A 21388-nucleotide genomic window follows, 5' to 3' on the forward strand; every position below is an offset into this window, starting at 1 on the left:
ATGACTAACCCCTTATCGAACAGCTTGTAATTTGACATGCAGGCTCTAATTGTATAAAAACCTCCTGCGGGCAGCGAAAGCTCCTTCCTCTGATTTCAGGAAGCGCTAAGCCTTGCCTCGGTGCTATGACATAGCGCTTGAAAAACTCCTTGAATATCAGTTCAAGTTCTTTCTGGGCAAGCAGTGTTCCAATGCAATGGTGACTGCCGGCTCCAAACGCCATCGTATGCTTTTCCCTGCGGTAAATATCCCAGCGATCGGCATGATCGTAGATCTCCTCATCCCGATTTGCACTTGCTAGCAGAAGCTGAACCGCCGACCCCTTTGGGATAGTAACATCTTGGATGACCACCTTCTCCTTCGCTATTCTTAACGTAGAGTGAAGCGGCGGCTCCAATCTTAGCGTCTCCTTAATTACGCGCGGCAGAAGCTCAGTATCTTGCTGCAACTCCTTCAACGTCTCAGGGTTGCGGAGCAGACAGGTAATTACGTTGGCGATCGTACCCATCGTCGTGTCTGTCCCTGCTGAAAGTAGGAGCATGACATGACGTACTAGCTCAGCCTCCGTCAGCAGCTCGCTCCCCGGATTGGGCAGAAGCTCGGCAAGCAGTGAACCAGGCTCGAAGGAAGGCGTAAGACGAATAGTTTCCAGAATATACGCCTGAAGTTGATCCGCGGAAGTTAACGCTTGCGTCATACTTTCCTTAGAGTTATCCAGGTAGCGCATGATGGGACGCATCACAGTGAATACCCAATCCGAATGCTCGACAGGAAGGCCTAATATCCGCATAATGACACCGATTGGGATCGCTGCAGCAAAGCCGCTGATTACTTCTAATTCCGTACAGGCGCCTAATCTGTCGAAACGCTTCTGCACGACTTCGTTAATGATTCCCTCCAGCACGGTGTTAACTTCGCCTGATTTGAACTTCTTTCCCAGTGCAGCGCGAATCCGCTGATGATGCTCGCCCTCCATATCGATAATGGTAGGGCCGAACAGATGTCTGGTAGTTCGAAAGACATGTTCCGCCGTAAAGTGATCCCGATCCATCAGTATATCGCGAATTAAAGAATCCTTTGATATATAAAAGCTGCGGTTAGCCTCCGACCAAAAAACCGGCTTGTTATTCCGTAAATAGGCATAAACATCCCAAGGGTTCCGCTGATATTCGTGACTTTCCAGCTCGATGTCGATCACTCTCATTGTCCTGACACCTTCCTTTAATTTGTTTAAGCTTCAAATTTCAGCTCCGCTTTACCTGCAACAAAGTCATGAAGTCCGCACAAATCCGAAAGCCTTTCCCCGCCTGCTATCCGCTGCCGCAAATCTTCTTCCCGGTTCCGGAGCATCATGGCTGCTTTGTAGACCGTCTTCATATACTTCTTCTTTATGAGAAGAACGCCGTCGCTGTCAGCGAAAATCCAGTCCATTGGCTCGAGCTCTATTCCATCCAGTACAACAGTTGCGGGTATGGCAGCGGATGCCGCTTTTGCTGTTTTCGCCGATACGAAAGTTACGCTGTTTGAAAACACCGGGAAGCCCATATTCTCGATCACATCGATATCTCTGACTGCACCGTTAACAATCAGCCCTTCGAGCCCTTGCTGCTTGGCAGCTGTTACAAAGATATCACCCGCCAATGCTTCCGATTTACCGCTTTGGTTTTGCACGAACAAAACCGAACCGGCCGGAGCCGCGTCAAGCGCTTGCAAGCAAGGAAGCATGTCGTTGTCGGTTATGACCGGAAATACGGGACCTGCCAGCTTCTTTATTGATGTACGGGTAGTTAGGGAAATCTTTAAGTAAGTACTATACTGCATAGCTGCATCATGCAACTGCGCACACCCCAAGAGCTGAAAACTCTGCTTCATCTCGGTCTCAAAATCTTTCATCGTGATAGCCATCGCTTATGCCCCCAACCGTTACTTTATTCGCAATAAAGATATGATAAATGCCCTCAATCGTATAGAAATTGCGAAGTTGATAGTTTTCAATAGCAATCTCTTCTCCCGTCATTTCTTCCAAGTAAATGATCATCTCGACCATATTGAGGGAATCGATATATCCGGCCTCCAGCAGGTTAGTGGTATCGTCAATCTCCCTTACCTCCTGATCCAAATTGATCGATTGGAGAAATGTTAGAAATTGTTGTTTGAACTCTTCTTTTTGCATTGTTTTAGCCATCCTTTCCCAAATGAAATATTGAATAGCGTTACGAAGTTGCTTGTCGACTGTATGCCAAGAGCGCTTTTGTGTCGATCTTTCCGTTAATGGTTACCGGCATTACATCGATAAAGAAAAATCGGGATGGCAGCATGTAAGCAGGCAGAGCCAGCGCACAATACTTTCGCAGTTCCTCCTTGACCGGAGTTGTCCTCGGAGCAGGCACAAGGAACGCCCAGATCGCCGCTCCTGCCTCCGTACTCTGCAGAATGATCTCCGCCTCATGAACATCTGGGTGAGTCAGCAGACGGTTCTGGATCTCCCCGAGTTCCACCCTGTTGCCTTGTACTTTGACCTGATGGTCCTTGCGTCCCTTGTAGAAAAAGTGTCCGTTCGTCCCCATGTAAGCTAGGTCCCCCGTCCTGAAGACCTTTTCTTTGCCTTCTGGCCGGAGAGGATGCGGCACAAGCGCCCTTTGTGTAAGCTCCTCATCCTTCCAATAGCCCGAGAATAGGATCGGTCCTCCAAGATATAGCTCGCCAATCACTCCTACCTCCTTAATAGGCCGCCCCTCTTCATCGATTAAGAGCATTTCGGCTCCCGGTATGCCTCGCCCTATGCTGAGGCAGGATGGTTTCGACTCCAGCTCCGGCTTAACATCGTGAAAAGTGCAGGCTACTGATTCCGATTGGCCAAAGCAGTTAATAATACGGCTCAATCCTGGTAGGATGGATTTAAGCTTAACAAGCTCTATTACCGGAAAGCTTTCACCGGCGAACAGGACTGCTTCTAGGCTCAGCAGGTCGTAGATGGGCTCGCTTACCTTCTGTAGCAAATGGCGCCAAATCGAGGGCACACCGTTCATTTGGGTAACCTGATGGTCGCATAAATACCGAACCATGCGCTTAGGCTGGTGCACGAGAATATTGGGAACCTGGACCAGTGCAGCACCGCTTCCAAGTGCTAAACCCAAATCTAACAGGGATAAATCAAACTGCAGGGGTGAGATCGTGCCGATACGAGCATGAGCTGAAACACCACATGTCTCTATCATTCCTTTGTAAAAGGCTACCACCGCCTGATGGCTCATCATAATCCCTTTCGGAAGTCCCGTCGTACCCGAAGTAAAGATCATGTAGCATAAATCTACCTCGCTGCTTACTCTTGTTACTTGCGTCTCATTTGGCTGAAGCCGCAGTGAAGTTCGATGGATGAGCCACTCCGCCTCTACATGAATCTGACAGATCCCTTGCGTTTCAAGCACCCTTTCGCCCTCTTTATCCTGAATGTGAAGTACCGCACCGGTTAATACAGCGATATCTTCCAACCGAGCTTGGGGAGAATCCGGACTCACCGGGACAAAGACAGCCCCCAGTTTTGAAATTGCAATCAGCAGCGCCACTGCGGTCGGAGTAGGATGCATCTCGAGTAGTATACGCTCCCCAGCTTTTATTCCTATTTTTTTCAACTGAACTGCAAATTGCAGAACTCGTTCATTCAGCTGCCGATAGGTCCATGGTTTGCCCCGATGGATAATTGCTTCTACTTCCGAACGGGTTTGCACATGCTGTAATAGGAACTCATGAAATAGAACAGGCCTTTCGTTCGTCAATTAACTTCACTCCTTAACAAATTCCAGCACGTCAACCTGTGATTTGTGCATGGATTCATACTCATAGAGAGAAAAGTAATGCCCCTTACTGCTCATTAACTCCGCATGAGTGCCGGACTCTACGATCTCTCCGTCCTTAAGAACGAGGATCGTGTCTGCGTTCAAGATGGTTGACAAGCGGTGTGCGATAATTAAGGTGGCAAAGCTCTCCTTACGCTTATAGATGGCGCTCATGAGCTGCTTTTCGGATAAGTAATCCAGTGCAGAAGTTGGCTCATCCAGAATTAATAGCTGGGGGCCAGACTTAAGCAGAGTCCTCATTAGTGACATTCTCTGCTTTTGGCCTCCAGAGAATCCAGAAAGGTCGTTGGAAACAGGGGTGTCATACCCTTTTTCCCGCTGTTCAATAAAACGGTGAATGCCAAGCTGCTTTGCCAGCTCGACCACCTGTTGAAACGGAGCCTGAGAACTTCCATAGGTCAGGTTATAACGCAGCGTTTCTGTAAAAAGAAACATCTGCTGCTCAGCGTAGGCAACTTTTTGTCTCCAGGACGTCCCCTCCATGTCAGCCAGCTTATGGTTTGCGTTTACAGTGATGCTTCCGCTATTAGGAGCATGGAGCTTCAGCAATAACTCGCAGATTGTTGACTTCCCTCCACCACTCAGCCCGACTATGGCGATCACCTTGCCACGCTCCAACGTGAAGCTGACATTCTTTAATATGGGCTCTCTGCCCGGGTAACTGAATGCCACCTGGTTAAAGTCGATGCGCTCAATTTTCTCTGGCGGTACAGTTCCCTGCTGGTAAGTATCCGGGGAGAGCTCCAGTACTTCCGCAATACGCAACGAAGAAATTCGATACTTTTTGTACCGATGAACCCACTGAGACGCAACCCCGAAGGTTTGAATAAGCGGAAAATATAATGAGATCGCAGTCACCAAATAACCGATTGTAATCTGCTGCTTTAGGAGCAGATAAGCCGCTGAGCCATAGATCAAACCCGTAATGATCGCCTCAATGGTTTTGAGAACAGCTTCATTCATCCACGATAGCCTTGAAGTATGCTCTTCAACTGCCCTTGACTGCTGGACGACTTGCGATAGTTTCCTTCGCTCCCACTCGGTTTTACCCGAGATGATGGTCAGAGGAAGAATCTGAATGCCTTCCCGGACATATTCGTTATACAGGTCCCGAGTCCCCATGTTCCTTGCATAGACCTGTGACAGCCGAGGGGCTATAAACTTTGTCTGAAGCATATACAAAAGTCCTCCGAGCAGGACAATCACCATCAGGACCGGATTCAACCGCCAAAGCACTACAGAAATCAAAAGGAATACAGCACAGTGTTCCACCATTTCAAGCTTCATCTTTTCATGATCAGCCGCCTGTTGAACGTCATCTGTGCTTCTCGTTACCACTTCGCCTGTTTTGGAGGTTGAAAAAAACTGAATAGGTACCTGGAGTGCTCGTGACAGCAAACGGCTTCGTAGTCTGGCCGCCCGATGCTCGCTCCAGTTCGTTAAACTAAAGGCTCTTCCCCACTCCAATAAGCCTTGGGCGATCGGTATCACGCAAATTCCGATCAATAGGACGACATACCCTTCCCAATTACTTGCTGTTAGCAAATCAATAAGCTGCCCTGTAATGACAGGGAAAGAAAGTATCGTGAGTTGAAGTAGCAGCGAGAACAGAATGGTGAAGACAACATATTTTCTTTTCACGCAGACCCCTCCACACTTTCTTCCAGATTAAATCGATACTGTTCACGATAAAGCTGGAAATACAGCCCTTTTTCCTGGAGCAGTTCCATGTGTGAGCCCGATTCGGCAATTCGCCCATCCTCTATGACAATGATCTGATCCGTGTGGTGAAGAGTAGCAAGGCGGTGAGCTATGATTAAGGTTGTCTTATTCTTGCACAGACGCTCCAATGCAAGCTGAACCAAATGCTCGGATTCAAGATCCAGCGATGCCGTGGCTTCATCAAGCACGATAATTTCTGGATTCTGCAAGAAAGCTCTTGCAATTGAAAGTCGCTGCTTCTGCCCCCCAGACAACTGGATTCCTCTTTCCCCGATTAATGTATCTAATCCGTTCTCAAGGCTCTCGACGAACTCCTTTAAATAGGCAGAATCAAGCGCCTGATAAATTTCCGTATCGCTTTTGCCATCCAGGCCGTAAGTGGTATTGGCTCTTATGGTGCCATTAAGCAGATACGGCTGCTGGGTAATGAAGCAGATACGGCTTCGCACATGGCTTATGCTCCAATCCGCAAGTGGCCTTCCGTCCAGTCTTATCACCCCCTCCGAGGGAGCCTCAAGTCCAATAAAGAGATTGGCAAGTGTCGTTTTTCCCACCCCAGAAATACCAACTATCCCAATAGATACACCTGGATTAATGTCAAAATTAAATCGGTCCAACACCTTCATCTGGTCGTATTGGAAAGTGACATTTTCAAACGAGATACCTCCACGAATTGAATCGACATGAGTCCATTCACTCCCTTTTCCGTACGGCTCATCGGGCAGTTGCTCAATTTCATATAAACGCTGCACATGGACCTTGAACTCCTGCATCATCATGCCATAGCGAGATACCTGCCAGACAAAGGCGCGAATTTGTCCCAATAGCCCTGCAGCAACCAGAATATTTCCAATTGTGGTCTGTCCCGTATACACCTTATAGCCTAGGTAACCGTAGACGATGATTTCCGGTAGCAGAATCATCAATATGTTCAGGAGAAGTAAAGAGCTGAAAACGTGAATATGGTGAAGCTGAATCCCGATATGCTTTTTCTGGACTAGTTCAAACCGCTCTTTCTCCTGCAATTCCGTTCCGTTCAGCTTAATGCTTCTGATCCCCTGGATTAGCTCCCGAACAGTACGAATGATTTGGCCGTTAGATTCCGCCTGCTCGTTAAACGTGTACCCTTTCTTTCTAAATATTAAGACTCGAAAATAGATATAGGGTATGAAAACAAGCGCAAACAGCAGCGGAATCATAGGATCAATATTGGCAATCACCACGAAGCTGATAACGGCTGATAAGGTTACGGCACAAACATCCCGCATAATGAGCAAAATCTTTTCCTGAATTACCTGGACGGTATTGGTCGCTCGCTGATATAAGGAATCTGTCCCTATCGCCATAAGGTCGCGTAGACGTTTTTGGTGGAATAGTGTAAAGAGTCTGACTTTGATTGAACTGATGACTTGATGAATCATCATGTCGAGTAAATATTTGGACGTCGATTGCAACAACGAGCTTAATACGAAAGAACCAGCGATTAAAACCGCGTATAAAGCGACCAGCTGAACTTCCATGGAAGGTATGGCGACATCAACCATTCTTCCCACCATTACATGCGGTACAACGATAAAAGCGCTCGATACCGCCATGACCACAAACCAGGTCCAAAGCCGTTTTTGCGTGCCGGCAAATAAACGCCATGTATACCGGAGAAGCTCCATATGAACCCTTCTTTCAGACCAAAGAATGCCCAGTCTTTAATACAAGTGATTGAATGCTATCAAGGATTTCGCTGAGGGAATGTTCCAACATTTCCGGAGTTATTGTGACTGGCGGAGCAATTCTCACCCGCTCACCTTTTGCCCCACCGGTAAAAATAAGAATCCCCTTCTCCATACAGGCCTGCACCAGTTGTTTTCCTCGAATGCCTTCCATCTCAAAGGATAAAGTAGGACCTGTTACGTACAGCTTCTTTACCTGCTCAAATCTGGACACTTGTCGACCGAAGTTCAATAGAAATTCCTCTACGATGCGGCATCGTTCCTCGATATTGTTCGCATCGATAAATCGAGCCACTGACATTGAAGCGTAGCATCCAAGCGCCGAGGTCTGGAATGTATGCGCCAGAAACAAATCCTCTTGAATCTGCTCCGCATAGGCCTTCGGATACACCACTGCCGAGAATGGATACAGCCCATTGGTCATTGATTTGCTAAATAAGTGTATATCCGGTTGGAGTTCGAGCTGCTGTGCCATGCTCAGGCTACCATGCCGATAATACCCGCATTGAATTTCGTCTGCTATAACAACAACACCATGTTCTTGAGCTGCATCGATCAGCCGGTTCAGCCACTGCCGGTCAAGCGGAATATAACCGTTAGCTCCCTGAATGGGTTCAAAAACAAAGCAGGAAATGTCCGACCAATTAATATAAACCTCATGCCCGAATGGAATTTCTACACCGTACGGAGCTAATGCGTTAAGCAGACCGGTATATTGCAGGGCATGCGTTTTATGCGTGTTGGTAATGCTCAATGCGTCCAATCCCAGTCCATGGAAGGAGCCGCTCAGGTATGCCACCTTTCCCTGTTTTATTCGCTGCGCAATCGAAATTGCTGCAGATACAGCTGCACTGCCTCCCACCTGGTAGAGCACCTCATGCTCAGGCAACTTTAATTTGCCAGTCAACCACTCGCTGAAGTCCTTTGCTTCCTCCGGATAGAAGCAAGCCGCAATATCTGCGGGATAGGCTTCAAACGGAACAATTTGGCTGTTGCAATGACCAAAGTTGCAAGAGCCATAAGCGCTCATCATATCCACGTAAGTCCTCAAATCCCCATGCTCATCGCGAAGCACTAGCGTTTCGTTATGAGCCGTAACCAGCGTCAGGTTTTTACCATATATCGACTTCTCGTCAAAATTACTTAGTGACACGTTCATCATTCCTCTTAATATCGATTTTGAATAAGCTGGTTCAGTACCTTTAAATCCTCGCTAGACGAATGTTCTCTCGTCGGCTTGGTCAGCTTCCACTGCTGATAGCGAATCAGCTGCCTGGCTTTAGCCACTGGAACCGCATCGTTTATTCTTACATCCAGTAGTAAAGGACGTTCATGGTGCCGAAAAGATTCACATGCCTCTTCCAGGGCCTCGGGACTTTCAATTAGCATAGCTTCTACACCCAGGGATTCACCGAACTTGACAAAATCTATGGGGGCATAGGTTGTTCCGACAATGTTTCCATCGTAATAAGATTTCTGAGCAGCATAAATCGATCCATACTTCTCATTGTTTAAATTCACCCATAGAACCGGAATGTTGTAGCTGACTGCCGTGGCCAGTTCCATTGCAGTTTGCCTGAATCCTCCGTCTCCGAAGACAGCGACCACATAGCGGTCGGGCAATCCTACCTTCACACCGATTGCGGCAGCTGGTGTATATCCAATCGAGGCTTGGTTCACCGCTTCAATATGACGGTTGGCACCGGAAAGCTTCAGATGGGTTTCCGTCCATGTCACTGAGTCCGAGACCCAAACCGTTTGCTCAGCCGGTATAGCTTTTTGGATCAGCTCAACTACTTCCACAGGGTGAAGCTTCCCTTCTTCTTCCGAATGGACGACTCTCTGTGCTCTGGCAGCATCAAACTTTGATTTGGTTGCTCGCACCGCCTCCTCCGCAAACTTCAGGCCCTTTTTATGCTCACCGGCCGCCTGAAGCAGAACCGTCAGAAACGCCTGCGCATCCGCATGGACAGCCAGATCCGGTTCATAATTCTTACCGATTTGCGTCTGATCAATATCGACGTGAACAAGCCGCGGCTTGGAGAATGACGGGTCCCAACACTGCGTAGTAAATTCGCTCATCGAAACCCCTACCGCTATCAGCAGATCTGCATGGCGATCCAAATAATAGTTCGCGCTTGAATCGCCGTACATCCCCACACAGCCTAAAGCTAAGGGATGCGCCTCGTCCACGATCCCCTTTCCCCGGAGAGTTGTTGCAACTGGTATGCCTTTATCAGCTAGACGCTTGGCTATCGAGGCCACTTCGTCCGTTTGGCAGCCCGCTCCAAGCAGCAAGAGAGGCTTCTCTGATCCCTCTGTTAATCTATGAATTTCCCTTATAGTGTTTTCAGGCATAACCGGCAATGAACGGGTGAGTGACGGCTTGAGCCCGAAGAATGGTATACGTGTTTGTAGCACATCGATAGGTATGCAAAGATGAACCGGCCCCTTTCTCCCTTCCAGTAGGGCATGCTCAGCAACTTGTAGCGAATCCAGCACCTCTTCTGCGCTAGTCACCATTTTGGAAAGCTTCGTCACTTTGGCGAAAAACTCTTCCATATGAATCGAACGTCCGATTCCAGCCGATTCCTGCAGAGCTCCTTTCCCAAATTGGCTGGTCGGAACCTGCCCTGTTATGAAAAGCACGGGCTGGGAGTCCGAATAGGAATTGTATATTCCGCTTAATGCATTCGTTGCCCCTATACCTGTTGTTGTAATGACACACCCCACTTTCCCCGTAGCTTTGGCATAACCGTCCGCCATTAGCGCCGCACCATATTCATGCTGGGACAAAATAAACGGGATCTCATGGCGAGCTGCCGAGTCAATAAGGGGCAGCACATAGCTTCCAGGAATTCCAAATAAGCGGTCTACCTTCAACTTTTTCAACCAAATCGATATAATATCTTTTACGAATTCGTTATCCATTACAGCCCCCTAAAAAGTCATCCAGATGAGCGGCACAACACATAATCATTTCGTCTGGCTTAGACAGGGTCAGCCTGCACCATCTGCCGGTTTCCTCCTCAAACTCACTGCCCGGTACGAGCAGAACACCTGTTCGTTCGAAAAGATCAGAGCAAAAGCTGTGATCATCCTTAAAAAGCGACGGAATCTCAAACCAGACAAAGAAGGTGCCCGTTCCCTGAAAGTACTTGATACGATGCGTGTCGAGAATCTCACTTATAATTCTGAACCTGCGCGAATAGCAACTGTTGTTCGCTTCGAAGTACGATTCCAGCTCGCCATTCCGATCTGCTTGAAGCAGGCGCGCTCCAGCATACTGAACAGGCTTGAAGACGGAAACATCAGTAAGCGTCTTCACCTGCTTCAGCTTTTGAATAAGATGCGAATTGCCTGCAGCAAAGCCGAGCCGTATCCCAGGAAGATTATAGTCCTTGGAGAACGAATGCATTTCTATACAGCAGTCCATTGCCCCCGGAACGCTAAGGATAGAGTAATCCTCAAATATCTCGCTTTTTGAAATCCTCCCGTAAACGCGGTCTAGGCATAAATATATGTTATGGCTACGTACCCATTGAACAAGCTGCTCTGCCGACTCCTTTGTCAGGACCGTTCCAGTAGGATTATTCGGGTAATTCATATACAATAGCCGAACGGGTCGAGAGCCAATCTTCTTTAAATCAGGAAAATAATTTTCATCGAACATCGTATGCAATGCAATTGGGATTCCTCCAGCCATACGGATCGCTTGCTTGTAAATAGGATAACCGGGCGTTACGTATGCGCCGTACTCTCCTTTTTCTAGTATACCGAGAGCTAGGTGAGCAATCCCCTCTTTCACCCCCAGAAGAGGCAGTACATGCTCATGGCGATCTAAGGTTGTGCTATATTTAACTCGATACCAGTCTTGAATACTGTTCAGTAAATAATCCTCACCATAGAGTGCAGGATAAGCACAAGCTCCATCTTGATTCAATCCAAGAGCAAGTTCTTCCCAGAATTGAGACGGAGGAGGGAGATCTGGCTCGCCGATACTCAAATCAAAAACAGCCTTGCCTGCGCGTTTGGCCGCTTTGATCTGCTCATCAATTTTGTCGAAATAGTTTTTCTCCGATTCGGATCGTGTGACTTGGTCAAACACTGCGCTCATATAACTCTAACCCCTTCAACAGCGAGTAAATACATTTCATGCTCCATCGCCAGCTCGCGAACCCATTCCCGATAATCTTGCTCCGCTGCCGAGCGGTCTGCCTCTGTTAAATATTGATCCTCTACTAGCTGATGCCCCCGGCTCGCAGCAACCTCCGCCCAAATTCCCGCTGCGGTTTCAAAACCTTCCCATCCTCTGACGCTTATTTCCGATTGATTCGTTACGCTCACCTGAGTTAATGCATTTTGCTTAAAATAAACTTCCAGCTGATCCGCAATGGCATTGTCCATTCCAACATCGCTCCGCCAATCTAAAAACCTGCGATAGAAATGCACCATGGATGCAGGAAACTCCGGTTCTGTGCGGAGCTTTTCATGATTATAATCAAGCACCAACACCTTTCCTCCCAGCTTTACTGCCCGAATCATTCGCTGTAGCGCTAACTCGGGCTGATCCAGCCATTGAAGTACACGGGAGGCATTGACAATATCGAAGGCTGCCTCATAACCCATCTGATAAATATCCATCACTTCAAACGACAGCTGCGGAATATGCCGGTACCGTTCCTTTGCTTCTATAATTAATGCTTCGCTGCTGTCTATACCAACGACTTTGCCGCCAGGGCCAACCAGTTCTGCAATGCCGTAGGTTATCGCTCCGCTTCCGCAACCAACGTCCAGTATGTGCATGCCTGGCTTGACTAATTCGCTCAACCGTTTGTTTGAGTGGTGTATGGACCTGCTGTTCAAGATCCGGTTAGTACTTTGCGGCATCTTTGCTCTGTTTAATGCTTGTTGGCTCATCATTAGCCGCCTCCTTTTATCCTCCCTTGGTTAATTTCATATTATTGAAATGGTGACTTGTATACTATTGTTAAAGTTGCTGAAGCTGGGAGCAACTTTTAACAATTTAGCAAAAGGGAATATATTCTTGTCCCTCTACATGTACCGCTAAAGAACAAGAACTGTACCCATTGCTGAGACTTGCACCCTTTCACCTTGCTGCAATAAAATAAAACCCCGTTAGTTTTAAATCTTCAACGGAGAAATGTTAAAATTGTCCTGCATTAGGCTGTTTATCGAGGTTTTAAATACACCGACTATTATTTAATAACTGCACTTGCCAATAACAACTTCAATAATTTGTAAGTTTAAAAATCCGACAGGATCCCTGTGCAGCTTTGAGCTCCGTTTTAATTTCAACTAGGGTAGCTCCGGCTTGAGTTTGGTAGTAAATATACTCAATTATGCTCTGCCTTTTTTGTGAGCGATAGCGTTGTATGCCATAGATTAAATTCGTCTGCCCAGCATAGATGCAGCACATCGAAGCGAACATGAGTAACGTCAGATAACGATCAATCGCTTCGGTGGAACAAACTTGGTAGCGATCCATCGACAGTTGAACCTTGGCGGTTCGGAAATAGGTTTCATTGGCCCAGCGCTTGCTGTAATAGCCTAGAATTTCTTCGTTTGTCAGTGCGACATCCGTGCTTAAAAATGCCTTCATTCGTTTAGGATCCAGTTCGTCACTTTCTTCCCAACACAGTAGCAGCACAGAATTCTCTATCCAATTTAACTTCCTTTCATAGCGATACACCTAATAAGCGGAGGAGCCGATGGTCACTAGATCAGTATCCGATTTCGAGCTTATAGGAAGCAAAATTTTTGAGCGACTGCCGAATACCTTGAGGATAGAAGATGCGATTGGTTTTTAAACCACTAATGACATGAAAGCCCTGTTTTACACTGCATTGAAGCACCGTAGACGACGGATACCAAGAATCCATCAGCACGTAGGTCGGCTGATTGGACGTCCGAACAGATTGAATGATGTCGCAGGCCAGATCAATTTTGCTCTTTCCTTCAGGATCGTAACGTTCCAAAGCAAATGGATATACCTCATCGCCTGTACGAAGTAGCGTTTGAACCACCGTGTGGCCATAGACATTTCCGCCTTTAAGATGAGAATACTGGAACGAAGCTCCTTGTATGGTGTCCACAGCCTGTGACGAAGCGCTGGTTTAGTGAAAAAAAGGGCGAGCTTCCAGTGTTTAAAGTAGTTGTTCCAATGGCCATGCTGTGATAACGTATTCGTATGAGACATATCTTCTCTCTCCTGCGTAGGTAGTTGGTGGTACTTCTATTTTACGCTTGAGAGTTAAGTATGTCTCTATTTACATTTCATGGAACTGGTTTTGAGCAAGTACAGTTTAAAGATGAAATTAAAGGTACTACTCGTATTAATGTATTTGCAACCGATTCGGAAGGAAACAACTATGTAAACGGAGAACTTGTCAACGTCGAAGAAGTTGAGGAACCTAAAATAACTACTATGAACAAAGAGGGTCACTGGAAGTATACGAATTATAACTGCGACTATCATACACAATGTTACTTATATACCGGTTCAGGAGCTTCTTTTAATCTTCAAGAAGTAGAAAATGTTTATAAAGAAGCCTGGATATTTAAAAACAGCACTAATAATTCAACACTCTCTGACTTTAAACTTTATGCAACTCAGATTGCCAATGCTGTTGATGATTACCATTTTTCCGGTGCAGTATACACTCTAGCCATAGCTGGAATGGTTGCAGCAATGCCTGCTTGGGAAAGCATAAACGACGCTATGAGCAACTCGTTTTTCAAGGGGCTTCGCCGCACACTTCCAACTGCTTATCAAGTTTTTTTGTTTTTCGCACGAAAAAGAGCGGGCTATCTTCCGATAACCTGCTCTTTTTCGTGATATTGGTCCAAGACCTTAACTAAATGTCATTGTCCCTCCGGATGCCCTTCCTTCTCACCGCGCTAGCGGCGCTTCTTACTTATGATTGTTCAGAAAGCTGACGACCTCAGCCGGGTTCAGACGCTCGGTGTAGTTGGCGTTGGAGCTGGCCAGCACGACTTTGCGGTCGGTGTTGATGACGAAGGTACCCGGTACCGGCAGGCTCCATGGCTCGTCAGTGCCGTTGTACTCGGACAGCTGGATGTTGAACTTGTCAGAGTACGTGCGGATCAGCTGATCCGGCAGGGTAAAGTACAGATTGTACGCCTTGATTACCTCATAGGTATCATCACTGAGCACTTCAAAGGACAGCTCGTTCTTCTCCTTTGTGGAGAGAGACGCGTCCGGCTTCTGCGGGCTGATCGCCATCAGGGACGCTCCGGCCGCTTGAAGCTCAGGCAGCACGTTCTGGTATGCTTTCAGCTCCAGATTGCAATACGGGCACCAGCCGCCGCGGTAAAACGTCAGCACGACAGGGCCTTTCTCCAGCTGTTTATATAAAGAAACCTGGTTTCCGGCTGCGTTCGGCAGCACAAAATCCGGGGCCTCCTCGCCGACTTGAAGACCGGTGGCCACGCCAGATTCAATTAACTCCTTCGTTGCCGCCTCTACGCTGTCCAGCACCTCCTGCGGTGCGTTAGCCATAAAGCCTTCTCTTGCCTTGGTCAATTCTGCTGTTAAATCCATGAATGCGGGGCCTCCTTTAAGGTTTTATAATTCGATAACTATCGAACATAGATACCATAGCATGTTTTACGCCAGGATTCAAATTCGGCAGCAGTCTGCCGCAGATAGGTTGCCCCAACACCCATTTAAATATCTTCGTCTTTAACCGAGACCAGCGATTCCAGCAGCCCAGGGAATTTTCCGTTCATCTCCTCCTTGCGAAGAGAATAAATATGCTCCTTCCCCTCAATTCGGCCTTGAATAAGGCCGGCCTCGCGAAGAATCTTGATATGGTGGGACACGGTAGATTTGTTCAGCATAAGAGAATTGGAATACGCCGTGCAGTTGTTCTCTCCACTGTGGTAGAGGCAGCGTACCATTCGTATGCGGTTGGGCTCACTTAGCGCCTGAAGCACCTTGGAATAGGGGATGGTCTCCAGCGGCGGGTGATATAAATTTTTCATAAATGGCATTGCACCTCCAATCTAAAGCGAAGCTTTCTGTCGCCACATGCCGCAGATCAGCCTGGATCCTTGGCCAAGCGCTGAAACAGCACCTCGTAGTATTCTGGCGTTTGAGGAGTGATGTCCTCGGCGCTTACTCTGCGGCTGACAGAGCGCAGCTCCCCGGTAGTCTCATCGTAGAGAACGCCCTTCATCACCACACTGTCGCGGCGGCCGGAGATCAGCTCCATGAATTCCTGAATCGTGGGGCGGAACAGCCCGGAAATTTCGCTTTTTTGAAAATCATACTCCTCTAGCTGCCGACCGCATTCGTAGATATAAATATGTGTCATTTCCCGGTCCTTCAGCTTCCCGTCGACGTAATCCTGCCGTACCTGACCACAGTATTCGAGATCCTGTACTTCCGCGGTCACGCCCAGCTCCTCCGCCAGCTCTCTCACGCCATCCTCGATCTTCTCTCCGGCGAGCAAATGTCCAGCGCAGGAAATGTCCAGATACCCCGGAAAGGTATCCTTATCCTGATGGCGCAGCTGCAGAAGCAGGCCGTCTTCCTCATCACCGGACGAACCGTAAACCCAGCAGTGAAAGGTCTGATGCCAGTACCCTTCCCGGTGTACCTTCTCCCGTGTCTCGGTGCCCAGCCAGTTCATGCTGCGATCGTAGATATCCAGCAGCTCATGCTCCGACATCGTCTGCTGCACCGCCTTTCTGTCCGCCAAGTCCCAGCTTCAGCACCAGCGGCTTGATGGATAAGCCCTGCACGAGCAGCGAGAAGAGCACAACACTGAACGTCAGGACGAGCACATCCTCCCGGCCCTCAAAGCTTGAGGGAAGGCTCAATGCGAGCGCAATAGACAGACTGCCCTTCAGGCCGCCCCAGTTGAGGATAATTTTCCATGCGCCGGAGAAATCCTTTAGCCAGGAGAGGCTTACATAAAGCGCAAAGGTACGGGCAGCCACCACGGTAACCACAGCAGCTGCGATGAGGCCCCATTTGTCGGTGAAATCAATGTTTTTGATCTCCAGGCCGACCATGAGAAAAATCAGCGAGTTCGCCACCAGTGTCACCACATCCCAAAACGAGTTAATATTCGTCTCCGTCGTCTGCGACATTCCGATGCGAGAGCCGTAGCTGCCAAAGATCAGACCGCCCACGACCACGGCAATGACGCCGGATACATGAAAATGCTCCGCAATAAAGTAGCTGCCGAAGAACAGCAGCATGGAAAATGCAATCTCCAGCGGATAGTCATCATACAGACGGATCAGCTGCGAGAACAGGAAACCCAGCACCGCACCTACCGCAATCCCGCCCAGACTGAACTTCAGGAACAGCAGCAGGCCGCTGCCAAGCCCGGCCCATCCCATCTCCAGATAGGTCAGAAGATACACGGACGAGATCTGAAACAGCACGACGGCAATGCCGTCATTAAACAGCGACTCGCCTTCGATGATGGTGACGATCTTTTTGGGAACACCCAGTGATTTAAAAATAGAGATGACACTGATCGGGTCGGTAGCGCTCATGAGCGCCCCGAAGGTAAACGCGACCGCGAGCGGAAGGCCCAGCACATAGTGACCGGTCAGTGCCACGATCAGGAAGGATAACAGCGTCCCGCAAAGCGCGAGTGCCAGGACCGGCTTGCTCTGCTCGCGCAAATGCGAGAAGGGCAGCTTCAGCGTAGCATCTCCGAGCAATATCGGCAGAAACAAGGAAATGACAATGGCCTGAAACACGTCCGATTGGGTAATAAACGCCTCCGCTTCCTCCAGGAAAGGAACATTCGTGACGCCCAGCAGCAAGCCGACGATGACGAGAGCGATAGAGTAGGTCAAGTTGATTTTTTTGGCAATCGCAATGACTCCGACCGATACCGCCAGCAGCACGAGCAGCTGGATAAAAATATCATGAAACATGCCGTGACCTCCTGTTGCTTGATATGTATATATAAACATTGTACCACCTTCTTGCAGCCCCTGTTGAGGAAACCGGTGCAGAGTTTATACATGAAATGGTGAACATCCAGAATCCAGAACGGGTATTTGCACAACTCGCGAAGGCCAACGTATTCTCTAAACTACTCACTGTTCCTTCTCATGGCACGATCTGGGCTGGCGTTAATATCGCGAAGGTAAATGGGTTTTAATTTACTCGTCGAATCGTCGCTTTCTTTTCCTCCATGGTGGACCTCACCACCAAATTATTGCCCATGCCAGGCGCACATAAAAGATCCAGGCCCCCGGCTAGCGCCGAAAAGCCTGGATCTTTCGCTGTCTATTGGTTCAGCAAAAATTGCTCACCTGCAATGCCTGGAGAGGTCATATGATACGGATCCAGAATGACAGCAATCTGCTCCTCGGTAAGCAGCCCCTTCTCCAGAATGATTTCCTTCACGCTCTGCCCGGTCTGCTGTGCCTCCTTCACAAGCCGGGATGCCACATCGTACCCCAGATGCGGATTCAACGCCGTAATAATACCGTAGCTCGTATCGACATAATGGCGGCAGCGCTCGATATTAGCTTCCAGCTCCTGGATCAGGTTCTGATGGAAGACCTCCATGCCGTTCTTCATTATTTTGATGGAATGCATCAGATTGTTTGCCGCCACCGGCACCATCACGTTCAGCTCGAACTGTCCCGCCTCGCAGGCCAGACAAATGGTGTGGTCATTGCCCATAACCTGGAACGCAATCTGGTTCATAACCTCCGCCATGACCGGGTTCACCTTGCCCGGCATGATCGACGACCCCGGCTGACGGGCGGGCAGAAGCAGCTCGTTGAAGCCGGCTTTCGGGCCGGAGGCCATCATCCGGATGTCATTGCACATTTTGGAGATATTTACGGCGCACACCTTCAAGGCTGCGGAAAGCTCCAGATAGGCATCCGTATTCTGCGTCGCATCTACCAGGTCATCCGCCAGCGCCAGCGGAATTCCGGTCTGCTCCTGCAGCCGGGAAACGACGCTGTCCATATACTCTACCGGTGCATTCAGCCCGGTACCGACCGCCGTTGCGCCCATATTAATCTTCAGCAGCCCCTCTGTGGCCCGCTCGATCCGCACAATGTCGCGGTTCAGCACTCTAGCATAGGCACCGAATTCCTGTCCCAGGCGGATGGGAACCGCGTCCTGCAGATGGGTGCGCCCCATCTTGATCACATGATCGAACTGCTTTGCCTTCTTCTCAATGCCCTCCACCAGGCTGCGGAATGACGCCAGCAGCTCATGTGCCAGCCGGTAAGCCGCAATCCGGATGGCCGTCGGGATCGCATCATTGGTGGATTGGGACATATTGACATGGTTGTTCGGGCTGCAGTGAAAATAATCTCCTTTGCTCTTGCCCAGATGCTCCAGCGCCCGATTCGCCAGAACCTCATTCATATTCATATTTATGGAGGTGCCTGCACCCCCCTGTATAGAATCGACGATAAATTCCGAACGGTATTGACCGGCCATGATCTCGTCAGCAGCCGTGATGACCGCTTCTCCGATCTTCTTCGGCAGCAGCCCCAGCTGCATATTTGAAAGTGCTGCAGCCTTCTTCACTTCTGCCAGAGCGGAGATCAGCTCCGCATGGACGGGCACCCCGCTGATCGGGAAATTCTCTACCGCGCGAACGGTATTGATCCCGTAGTACGCCTCGGACGGAAGCTTCTTTTCCCCCAGAAAATCCTTCTCTAACCGGTAATTTACGTCTGTCATTGACATCACCATAACCTTTTTTATTTCATTTCCGGACCAAAAGCTGACACGGCCGGTTACATATACATTCGATCCCTACAGACAGATTCCTTTATTGCTCCCGCCGCAATTTCAAGTCCAGCTATTACTGTTCTTCTATACTATGCGCAAGAGATCCATCTTGTCGGTCTGCAACCTCAGCCAGCACGCCAAAATGATCCGACACCACCGTTCCCCGCTCCCCGTTCATCACCACGTAATGGCTCTTCACCTCTACCGGAAGATGGGAAATGATGTAGTCGATGCGGAGTGGAGACTTGTTGTTCTCCCAGCCGGCAATGTTCTTGAGCACGGTAAATCCCTCGTCCCGCTCCCTGGCCAAGGTGTACAGGTCATGCCAGCCATGCTGCAAAATATAGTCATAGCCTTCTTGACGTATCTGCGCGACATTATTGAAGTCCCCCATCACGTACAGCGGTCCATCCCGGTACGGCTTTAATCGCTCTTCTGTCTGATCCCATTGCCCGCGAAACGGCTCCTCATCCTCCCACCAGCCATAGTGTCCGTTCACGAACCAGGTGTCCTCCCCTTGTGGACAGGTTCTTACGCCAAGGATTTTGCGGGTACGGTAGCTCTCGTAATCACGGAGCTGCGATACATGATGGGACCAGGCTTCCTTAATGGGACTCCTGGACAGTACGGCCAATCCCTCATCATATACAGCAAAGCCGACATGCACCGGCACCCAGGTCCAGTAATAAGAGAGGCCCAGACCCTGCAGCTCCTGCTGCAGCACATAGGCATAATTATCCTCCGTGATCGGTACCCCTTCTTCGACTGGAGCATAAAGCTCCAGCTCGCAAGTTTTTACCAAAGGCGTGTTCATACCCTGGTTGACCTCCTGCAGCGCCACAAGCTCTACCGACTGCTCCTTGATAAAATGGGCCAGCTGCCTGATCTTGTCCCGCTGCGCCTCCTCCTGCCATGCATGAGTATTCAGTGTCATTAGCTTCAAAATATCACCTGCTGTCGTTTAGATTGAAATGTTTTATTTATGCCCTTACGAGACAGAGTTCAGACTATAGAAGGATCTGCTGTCCCTCCTGAAGGCTTCCCTGCACATGCCGCCCTTTCCTGCTGAAACAGGATCGTTTACACTTTGGATACGAGAGCATGACCCGTTAAAGAATCCGAAGCCGCCTGCGCCCAGGCGAGTGATCCCTAAAGGAGAGGTTCGCCCGTGACAAGCCCCCCCATTGCCCTCATTCAAGGGTTCAAAAAAGCAAACGCCCTGCTGAACGTGACCCTGCAGCAGATCATCCATCCCGAAGCTGCGCTTCATGTGCATTACTGGGGATTTATGCCGCAGCATTTCGATAATACGGAGCATAAGCACTCCTTCTTCGAAGCGTGCTATGTGCTGGACGGCACCGGCTCCTATATTGAAGGAGATACCGAGCACCCGCTGGAGGCCGGAGCCCTGTTTCTCTCCCGCCCCGGCATCCCGCACCAGATCCGCAGCCGGGACGGTCTTGCCTTGTGCTATGTCGCCTTCGAGCTGCTCTCTCCCCCGAGAGAGCGTTCTGGAGCGACAGCTGTGAAGGGCCCGGCAGACGTCGCCTCAGGGTCCGGCGGCTCAGACGCCTTTCGCGGTGCCCTCAGCAGGCTCGCAGCGGAAGGCATCTGCGTGCTTCCCGGCGGAAGCCTGGCCGCCCAGCCGGCGGTCATGCTATGGCATTCCTTGCTGTCCTGGTTTCAGCCGGGGCGTTCCGAGGCGGGGGTGCCGCCCCTGCTGCTGCAGAGCACGGCTCTCTCGCTCCTCCTCGCTCTGATTCAGGGGCATAGTCCGCCCAAGCCGCAGCAGGCCTCACCACCCGGCCCCGCCGAGGAAGGCGGAATGCTGATGCGCCAAGCCGAGCTGTTCATTAAAGATAATCTGGGCGAGGCGCTGTCTCTGGAACGGGTCGCCGGCTATTTACATATTACCCCGCGGCATTTGACCCGCAGCTTCCGGAAATTCAGGCAGCAATCCTTCGTCCATTATGTACAGGAGCAGCGGGTACAACGAGCCAAGCAGCTTCTCCTCCACACCGAGCTTCAGATCAAGGAGATTTCTGCGCTGTGCGGGTTTGAGTCTGTACATTATTTTACCCGGATCTTTACGATTAAGCTCGGTGTCAGCCCCGCCCGCTTTCGGCGTTCCCAATTCACGGAAGGACGCTTCGATTCCCGGGACCGGGCGAGCGCGCCCTTCTCTCCTAAGGCGGAGGACAGTAATCTCCCTTCTTCCGGCAACGACAGTCCATAGCCTCTCTCCCCTTCTCCAGAGAAAGGCTGCGGATTCAGACTCTGCACTCTCCATGTCCTGATATTAC

At 49.5% G+C, this 21388-nt stretch carries 20 protein-coding genes; 2 read left to right on the plus strand and 18 right to left on the minus strand.

Going from position 1 to position 21388, the window contains the following annotated elements; all coding sequences use genetic code 11:
• Positions 1 to 4: 4 nt before the first annotated feature.
• The 12 genes from ACH6EH_RS03280 to ACH6EH_RS03335 form a co-directional block, all read right to left on the minus strand.
• Positions 5 to 1204 carry a cytochrome P450 gene (locus ACH6EH_RS03280; RefSeq protein WP_397331096.1) on the minus strand — a complete coding sequence of 400 codons (1200 nt, stop codon included), beginning with the start codon at positions 1202 to 1204 and terminating at the stop codon, positions 5 to 7.
• A gap of 26 nt (positions 1205 to 1230) precedes the next feature.
• Positions 1231 to 1905: an RraA family protein gene (locus tag ACH6EH_RS03285; protein WP_397331097.1), complete on the minus strand. Its 675-nt coding sequence runs from the start codon at positions 1903 to 1905 to the stop codon at positions 1231 to 1233.
• Positions 1880 to 2173 carry an acyl carrier protein gene (locus tag ACH6EH_RS03290; RefSeq protein ID WP_175415148.1) on the minus strand — a complete coding sequence of 98 codons (294 nt, stop codon included), beginning with the start codon at positions 2171 to 2173 and terminating at the stop codon, positions 1880 to 1882. The genes ACH6EH_RS03285 and ACH6EH_RS03290 overlap by 26 nt, the downstream gene beginning before the upstream one ends.
• A 40-nt stretch (positions 2174 to 2213) precedes the next feature.
• The gene (locus tag ACH6EH_RS03295; protein ID WP_397331098.1) at positions 2214 to 3776 is read right to left on the minus strand and encodes an amino acid adenylation domain-containing protein; all 1563 of its coding nucleotides are present in this window, start codon (positions 3774 to 3776) and stop codon (positions 2214 to 2216) included.
• 6 nt (positions 3777 to 3782) lie between these two features.
• Complete coding sequence (locus ACH6EH_RS03300) at positions 3783 to 5498, minus strand: ABC transporter ATP-binding protein (RefSeq protein ID WP_397331099.1); 1716 nt, start codon at positions 5496 to 5498, stop codon at positions 3783 to 3785.
• On the minus strand, positions 5495 to 7246 hold the full coding sequence (locus ACH6EH_RS03305; RefSeq protein WP_397331100.1) for an ABC transporter ATP-binding protein: 1752 nt from the start codon (positions 7244 to 7246) through the stop codon (positions 5495 to 5497). The genes ACH6EH_RS03300 and ACH6EH_RS03305 overlap by 4 nt, the downstream gene beginning before the upstream one ends.
• Positions 7247 to 7259: 13 nt before the next feature.
• Positions 7260 to 8468, minus strand: coding sequence for an aminotransferase class III-fold pyridoxal phosphate-dependent enzyme (locus ACH6EH_RS03310; RefSeq protein ID WP_397331101.1), 1209 nt, complete (start codon positions 8466 to 8468; stop codon positions 7260 to 7262).
• A gap of 5 nt (positions 8469 to 8473) precedes the next feature.
• Positions 8474 to 10237, minus strand: coding sequence for a thiamine pyrophosphate-binding protein (locus ACH6EH_RS03315; RefSeq protein ID WP_397331102.1), 1764 nt, complete (start codon positions 10235 to 10237; stop codon positions 8474 to 8476).
• On the minus strand, positions 10230 to 11423 hold the full coding sequence (locus ACH6EH_RS03320; RefSeq protein ID WP_397331103.1) for a pyridoxal phosphate-dependent aminotransferase: 1194 nt from the start codon (positions 11421 to 11423) through the stop codon (positions 10230 to 10232). Before ACH6EH_RS03320 ends, ACH6EH_RS03315 begins: the two co-directional genes overlap by 8 nt.
• Entirely contained in the window at positions 11420 to 12229 is an 810-nt protein-coding gene (locus ACH6EH_RS03325; protein ID WP_397331105.1) for a class I SAM-dependent methyltransferase, read from the minus strand. The genes ACH6EH_RS03320 and ACH6EH_RS03325 overlap by 4 nt, the downstream gene beginning before the upstream one ends.
• 328 nt (positions 12230 to 12557) lie before the next feature.
• On the minus strand, positions 12558 to 12929 hold the full coding sequence (locus ACH6EH_RS03330) for a hypothetical protein (RefSeq protein ID WP_397331106.1): 372 nt from the start codon (positions 12927 to 12929) through the stop codon (positions 12558 to 12560).
• A gap of 121 nt (positions 12930 to 13050) precedes the next feature.
• Positions 13051 to 13353, minus strand: coding sequence for a hypothetical protein (locus ACH6EH_RS03335; protein ID WP_397331107.1), 303 nt, complete (start codon positions 13351 to 13353; stop codon positions 13051 to 13053).
• A 233-nt stretch (positions 13354 to 13586) separates the two neighbouring features.
• On the opposite strand from ACH6EH_RS03335, the gene ACH6EH_RS03340 reads away from it, so the two are divergent.
• Complete coding sequence (locus tag ACH6EH_RS03340; RefSeq protein WP_397331108.1) at positions 13587 to 14165, plus strand: hypothetical protein; 579 nt, start codon at positions 13587 to 13589, stop codon at positions 14163 to 14165.
• A 75-nt stretch (positions 14166 to 14240) separates the two neighbouring features.
• On the opposite strand, the gene ACH6EH_RS03345 is transcribed toward ACH6EH_RS03340, so the two are convergent.
• The 6 genes from ACH6EH_RS03345 to ACH6EH_RS03370 form a co-directional block, all read right to left on the minus strand.
• A complete protein-coding gene (locus ACH6EH_RS03345) occupies positions 14241 to 14891 on the minus strand; it encodes a peroxiredoxin-like family protein (RefSeq protein WP_138224223.1) in 651 nt (216 codons plus the stop codon).
• Positions 14892 to 15016: 125 nt separating this feature from the next.
• On the minus strand, positions 15017 to 15334 hold the full coding sequence (locus ACH6EH_RS03350) for an ArsR/SmtB family transcription factor (protein WP_397331109.1): 318 nt from the start codon (positions 15332 to 15334) through the stop codon (positions 15017 to 15019).
• Between the two features lie 56 nt (positions 15335 to 15390).
• Positions 15391 to 16053, minus strand: a complete 663-nt coding sequence (locus tag ACH6EH_RS03355; RefSeq protein WP_397331110.1) for an NUDIX hydrolase — start codon at positions 16051 to 16053, stop codon at positions 15391 to 15393.
• Positions 16010 to 17251, minus strand: coding sequence for a cation:proton antiporter (locus tag ACH6EH_RS03360; protein WP_208203594.1), 1242 nt, complete (start codon positions 17249 to 17251; stop codon positions 16010 to 16012). Before ACH6EH_RS03360 ends, ACH6EH_RS03355 begins: the two co-directional genes overlap by 44 nt.
• 358 nt (positions 17252 to 17609) lie before the next feature.
• The gene (locus ACH6EH_RS03365; protein ID WP_397331111.1) at positions 17610 to 19034 is read right to left on the minus strand and encodes an aspartate ammonia-lyase; all 1425 of its coding nucleotides are present in this window, start codon (positions 19032 to 19034) and stop codon (positions 17610 to 17612) included.
• Positions 19035 to 19158: 124 nt separating this feature from the next.
• Positions 19159 to 20019 carry an endonuclease/exonuclease/phosphatase family protein gene (locus ACH6EH_RS03370; RefSeq protein WP_397331257.1) on the minus strand — a complete coding sequence of 287 codons (861 nt, stop codon included), beginning with the start codon at positions 20017 to 20019 and terminating at the stop codon, positions 19159 to 19161.
• A gap of 234 nt (positions 20020 to 20253) precedes the next feature.
• On the opposite strand from ACH6EH_RS03370, the gene ACH6EH_RS03375 reads away from it, so the two are divergent.
• Positions 20254 to 21321 (plus strand): helix-turn-helix domain-containing protein, encoded by a 1068-nt coding sequence (locus ACH6EH_RS03375; RefSeq protein ID WP_397331112.1) that lies wholly within the window; start codon positions 20254 to 20256, stop codon positions 21319 to 21321.
• Positions 21322 to 21388: the final 67 nt, after the last annotated feature.

Origin of the sequence: Paenibacillus sp. JSM ZJ436 (assembly GCF_044383795.1) — a bacterium.
Taxonomy (GTDB): domain Bacteria; phylum Bacillota; class Bacilli; order Paenibacillales; family Paenibacillaceae; genus Paenibacillus_AQ; species Paenibacillus_AQ algicola.